The organism is Streptomyces sp. AcH 505 (assembly GCF_000818175.1).
Lineage (GTDB): Bacteria > Actinomycetota > Actinomycetes > Streptomycetales > Streptomycetaceae > Streptomyces.
Genome location: NZ_JTIY01000002.1, coordinates 190775 through 195457 on the forward strand (window position 1 = coordinate 190775; position 4683 = coordinate 195457).

The following is a 4683-nucleotide window of genomic DNA, read 5'->3' on the forward strand; positions in this document are numbered from 1 at the left end:
CCCGCCGCGCTCGCGTCACGGCCCGCCCACACCTCGGCCAGTTCGGCCGGCACCTGCTGCGGCGAGGGACCGCCGGGCAGCGCCCCCGCCACGGCCAGCCGCATCGCGGACCGCCGGACCTCGTCGGGCGGCACACAGACACCCGTCTCGTCGAGTACGGCCCGCAGCCATGATCCTGCCGATTCGATGCGGAAGAGGGTCCCGGAGAAGTCGAAAAGCACTGCCTTGAACGTCATACTCCCGATCCTTCCCGGCTCACGGCCCCCTGGACAAGGCCGGACGGCCGTACACGCCCGTACGTGGCGATGGACAGGGCGACAAGTCCGGCACCGAGCAGCCAGCCCGCCAGCACGTCCGAACTCCAGTGCACCCCCAGCCAGAGCCGGGTGAGCCCCACACCGGCCACCGAGACGGCCGCCACCAGCACGGCGGCGCCCCACGCCGCGCCGCGCGTCCCGTGCCGCCGCAGCAGCCACAGCAGCAGCCCGCAGGTGACGGTGGCGGTCATCGCGTGCCCGGAGGGGAACGAGGCGTAGTGGGCGGAGTCGACCGGGTCGGGCCAGTGCGGGCGCGGCCGCCCGACGACGGCCTTGAGCCCCTGCTGGACGACGGAGCCGACCACGCTCGTCGCCGCGACCCACAGGGCGAGCAGCCGCGAACGGCGCAGCCACAGCACGACGACGGCCGCGGCCGTCAGCGCGCGCATCGTCCAGGGGTCCCACACCCAGTCGCTGAGCACCCGGTTGGTGTGGGTGAGCCCCGGTTCGGCGACGGCCCAGCGGTGCAGCCGGGAGGCCGAGGAGCGGTCGAAGGAGAGCAGCGGCCCCCACTCGGTGACGACGAGCGCCGCCAGTACCCCGGAGACGACGGCGAACAGGGCGGCCGTGCGGGCGAAGGTGACCGGTGAGGAGTGCATGAGGTGATCCTTGCCGAGGATGCCGCCCGCAACCGGGACCGGGTGGCACCGCCGGTGATTCGCCCGCCGCCGACGGCGGTCAGCCCAGGGCGCGCAGCCCCGGGACGAAGGCGACGAGCAGCGGCACGGCCGGTACCAGCGCCGCCGCGGCCGTCAGCCGCAGTCTGCGGCCCGCCGTCAGCCGGGGCACCGGCGACAGCAGCCGGTTGACCCGCTGCGGCAGTTCGGCGTCCGGGGTGGTGCCGGGACCGAACACCCCGCGGTCCTCGTTCAGTTCGACCAGGGCGAGCGCGGTCGTCCGGCTGCCGAAGCGGCGGGACGCCATGTCGTCGGCGGCCAGCTCGACCAGCCGGTGCATCTCGTCGCGGAACGCGGCGAACACCGGCACCTGCGGGAAGCCGTTCGCCAGCGCGGACGAGCAGTGCCGCAGCCAGTCGTGCCTGGCGCGCGCGTGGCCCTGTTCGTGGGCGAGTACGGCATCGAGCTGGCGGCCCTTGAGCCGGCGCAGCGCGGCCGTGGTGATGACCAGCTGCGGGGCCGCGCCGGCCAGCCACCAGGCGTCCGGGCGCTCGGCCTCCAGCACGACCAGCGGTTCCTCGCCGGGCTGCTCTCCCGGCAGTACGGGCGAGCGGACGAGCAGTTCCTTGCGGCGCTGCTTGCGCCGCTTGCGCGAGCGGTGGATCTCCCGGGTGAGCATGGCGGCGGTCCACAGCCCGCCGCCCGCCAGCAGCACGGCGAGGACGGCGGAGCCCTGCGGATGGCCGCCCAAGGAGTACGCCTGTACGACCCCGGCGGGCGCGGTCGCGAAGACATGGCCGCGTACCGCCTCCCAGGCGGCGGCGGCGCTGAAGATCATGGAGAGCACGCAGCTCAGCAGGACGGCGGCGACCACGCACTGCCACACCCACAGCGCGACGACGGGCTCACGCTCCGGCCACTCGGCGCGCGCCAGCAGCTTCGGCGCGACGGCGGCGGCGAGCGCACCGAACAGCAGCAGCGCCAAGGAGACCATCATGGTCACCAGCCTATGAGGGGCGGCCCCCGGGGGAGGCAGCCTCACGCGTCAAGTGACGCAGGACACGCTCAGGTGCGCGCCCGCGCCGCCGGGCGGTGGCCGGTGGCGCCCGTACGGCAGTCGTCACGGGGTGCGCCGTCACAGCGTGATCAGCATCGCCAGCATGGCGAGCCCCATGGAGAGCCGGCAGGCGAGCGCCAGCTCGGCCCGGTCCCCCCAGCCGGTCCCGCCGTTTCCGCCGCTCCCGCCCGTCCCGGCCGTGCCGGCGCCGCCCACGGGCGCGGCGACGGCCACGAGCGGCAGCCGCCGGGGGCCCGCCCACAGGACGTACCCCGCGTAGTAGACAAGCAGCAGCCCGGTCACCAGCGGGACGCCCCCTGCCATGCCCGCGCCGGACATCCCCGGCATCTTCCCGTGCCCGCCGCCGTGCGCTCCCGTCGGCGCCGCCGCCATCGCCCCCGCCATGTAGACCATGGCGAGCATCCCCAGCAGATGGTGCAGATGGTGTCCCGCCGAGCGGGCCCGGACGAGCGCGTACAGCGCCGCCGCGCCGAACACGAGCGCGTACGCCACCCAGACCCACCGGGGCGGCGCCAGCACGGCGGCCGGCACCGCCATGGCCGCCATCCCGAACCCCATCAGCGCCTCGCCGCCCGCCGTGCCGCGCCGCTCACCGCCCCCGCCGCGCAGCCGGAGCAGGCAGTAGCCCCCGGCCGCCGTGCAGAGTGCGACGAGCAGCCAGCCGACCGTCGCCGGTCCATGCACCGCGTACCTCCCCCGATCGGTCATGTCGGGAAGGTGATGCCCAGCGTGGTCCTGGCACATACGAGCGCAAGGGGTCACTGGGGGAGCGCGGCGGGGCGGACGCGCGCCCGGTCCGGTCCCGCAGATCGCAATTCGCATTTCGCCGGAAACGGAAAGCGTAAAGAAATTGAGCTGACACCGCTTCGGGATTCTTGGCCGAATGCTTTACGCGCACGGCCTTGTGGCCGGGTGTGCGGCCGACTACTTTGCAGATGCGTGCCCTTGGGGGCCGGGCGGGCTGCCGCCGCCTGTAAATCCCCCCACTCCCAAGGACTTTACGCATTTCTGGCAGATATCTAGTGGGAGGAAATCCTCCGTGAGTATGTCACGACGTTCGGCCATCGCCTCGGCGCTGGCCGCCACGGCCGCGATCGGTGGCCTCGGCGCCGCTCAGCAGGCCGGAGCCGCGTCCGCACCGAGACGCAAGAGTGCCTTCGGACCCGCCGCCAGCCCCGTCGGCGACGTGGTCGGCAAAATCACCGTCGGCTATCAGGGCTGGTTCGCCTGTATCGGCGACGGCGCGCCCATCAACAGCTGGTGGCACTACAGCGCCAACGGTGGCCAGCCGCCGTCGCCCAGCAATACGACATTGGTGTCGTGGCCCGAAACGAAGGAGTACAGCAAGACATATCGCACCGCCTACCCGAACCTGAACAGCGGTCAGCCCGCCACGCTGTTCTCGTCGTGGGACCAGCAGACGGTGGACACGCACTTCCGCTGGATGCAGGAGAACGGCTGTGACACCGCGGCCCTCCAGCGGTTCAACCCGTTCGGCGCCGAGGGGCCGACCCGCGACGGCATGGCGCAGAAGGTGCGTCAGGCGGCGGAGGCGCACGGCCGCAAGTTCTACATCATGTACGACGTGAGCGGCTGGACGTCGATGCAGTCGCAGATCAAGGACGACTGGACGTCGAAGATGAAGGCGTACACGGCGTCGGGCGCGTACGCGAAGCAGAACGGCAAGCCGGTGGTGTGCATCTGGGGCTTCGGCTTCAGCGACTCGGGGCGGCCCTTCGAGCCGGCGCCGTGCCTGGACGTCGTCAACTGGTTCAAGAGCCAGGGCTGTTACGTGATCGGCGGGGTGCCGACCCACTGGCGCACGGGTACGGACGACTCGCGCGCGGGCTTCTCCGACGTGTACCACGCGTTCAACATGATCTCGCCCTGGATGGTCGGCCGGATCAGCAACGTCAGCCAGGCCGACCAGTTCGCCCGCGACCTCAACGGCCCGGACCAGGCGGACTGCGACGCGCACGGGATCGACTACCAGCCGTGTGTGATCCCCGGCGATCTGCAGGGCAGGGCGCGCGCCCACGGTGATCTGATGTGGCGTCAGTTCTACAACCTCACGGGTATCGGGGCGCAGGGCTTCTACATCTCGATGTTCGACGAGTTCAACGAGGGCAACCAGATCGCCAAGACCGCCGAGACGGCCGCCGACGTACCGGCAGGGTCCGGGATCTTCGCCCTGGACGAGGACGGCACCTCCTGCTCGTCCGACTACTATCTGCGGCTGACCAACGACGGTGGCCGCATGCTCAAGGGGCAGCTCGCACGTACCCCCAACCGCCCCACGCAGCCACGCGTCTGACGATCCATCAACTCGTGGGTACGGGTCGCCGGGACGGTCAGTCCCGGCGGCCCGCGCCCCCTCTGCCCCGCAGCCGCGGGGTGAAGGTGGCGTGGAAGATGGTGGAGGCCGCGCCCACCGCCGCCGCCTCCGCACTGAGCAGCGACGGTTCGACCTCGACCCGGCGCAGCCGCCGCGCCGTCGGGAACTCGTTGACGGTGCGGCCGATCTCGGCCAGGTAGAAGTCGGCGACGTCCGGCGTGAAGAACGGGCCGCCCAGCACGATCAGATCGATGTCCAGCAGATCGATCATCCCCAGCGCGCCGCGCCCCACCGCCCTGGCGACCTCACGCACCGCGCCCGCCGCCGCCGGATCCC

Annotated in this window: 4 protein-coding genes and 2 pseudogenes; 1 reads left to right on the forward strand and 5 read right to left on the reverse strand. The window is 72.2% G+C overall.

Annotated elements, in window-relative coordinates; genetic code table 11:
- The 4 genes and pseudogenes from HY68_RS44265 to HY68_RS31000 all read right to left on the reverse strand — a co-directional run.
- Window positions 1–236: pseudogene (locus tag HY68_RS44265) on the reverse strand (hydrolase); the annotation flags it as partial.
- Window positions 233–916, reverse strand: a complete 684-nt coding sequence (locus HY68_RS30990) for a phosphatase PAP2 family protein (RefSeq protein WP_041998069.1) — start codon at window positions 914–916, stop codon at window positions 233–235. The pseudogene HY68_RS44265 and the gene HY68_RS30990, both read right to left, overlap by 4 nt.
- Window positions 917–995: 79 nt before the next feature.
- The gene (locus HY68_RS30995; protein ID WP_042000286.1) at window positions 996–1931 is read right to left on the reverse strand and encodes a M56 family metallopeptidase; all 936 of its coding nucleotides are present in this window, start codon (window positions 1929–1931) and stop codon (window positions 996–998) included.
- Window positions 1932–2069: 138 nt separating this feature from the next.
- Entirely contained in the window at window positions 2070–2720 is a 651-nt protein-coding gene (locus HY68_RS31000; protein WP_041998071.1) for a DUF5134 domain-containing protein, read from the reverse strand.
- A gap of 331 nt (window positions 2721–3051) precedes the next feature.
- Between HY68_RS31000 and HY68_RS31005 the strand changes: the two genes are divergently transcribed.
- A complete protein-coding gene (locus HY68_RS31005; RefSeq protein WP_041998073.1) occupies window positions 3052–4326 on the forward strand; it encodes a glycoside hydrolase family 71/99-like protein in 1275 nt (424 codons plus the stop codon).
- A gap of 37 nt (window positions 4327–4363) precedes the next feature.
- Here the strand turns inward: HY68_RS31005 and HY68_RS31010 are convergent.
- A pseudogene (locus HY68_RS31010) lies at window positions 4364–4683 on the reverse strand (sugar kinase); the annotation flags it as partial.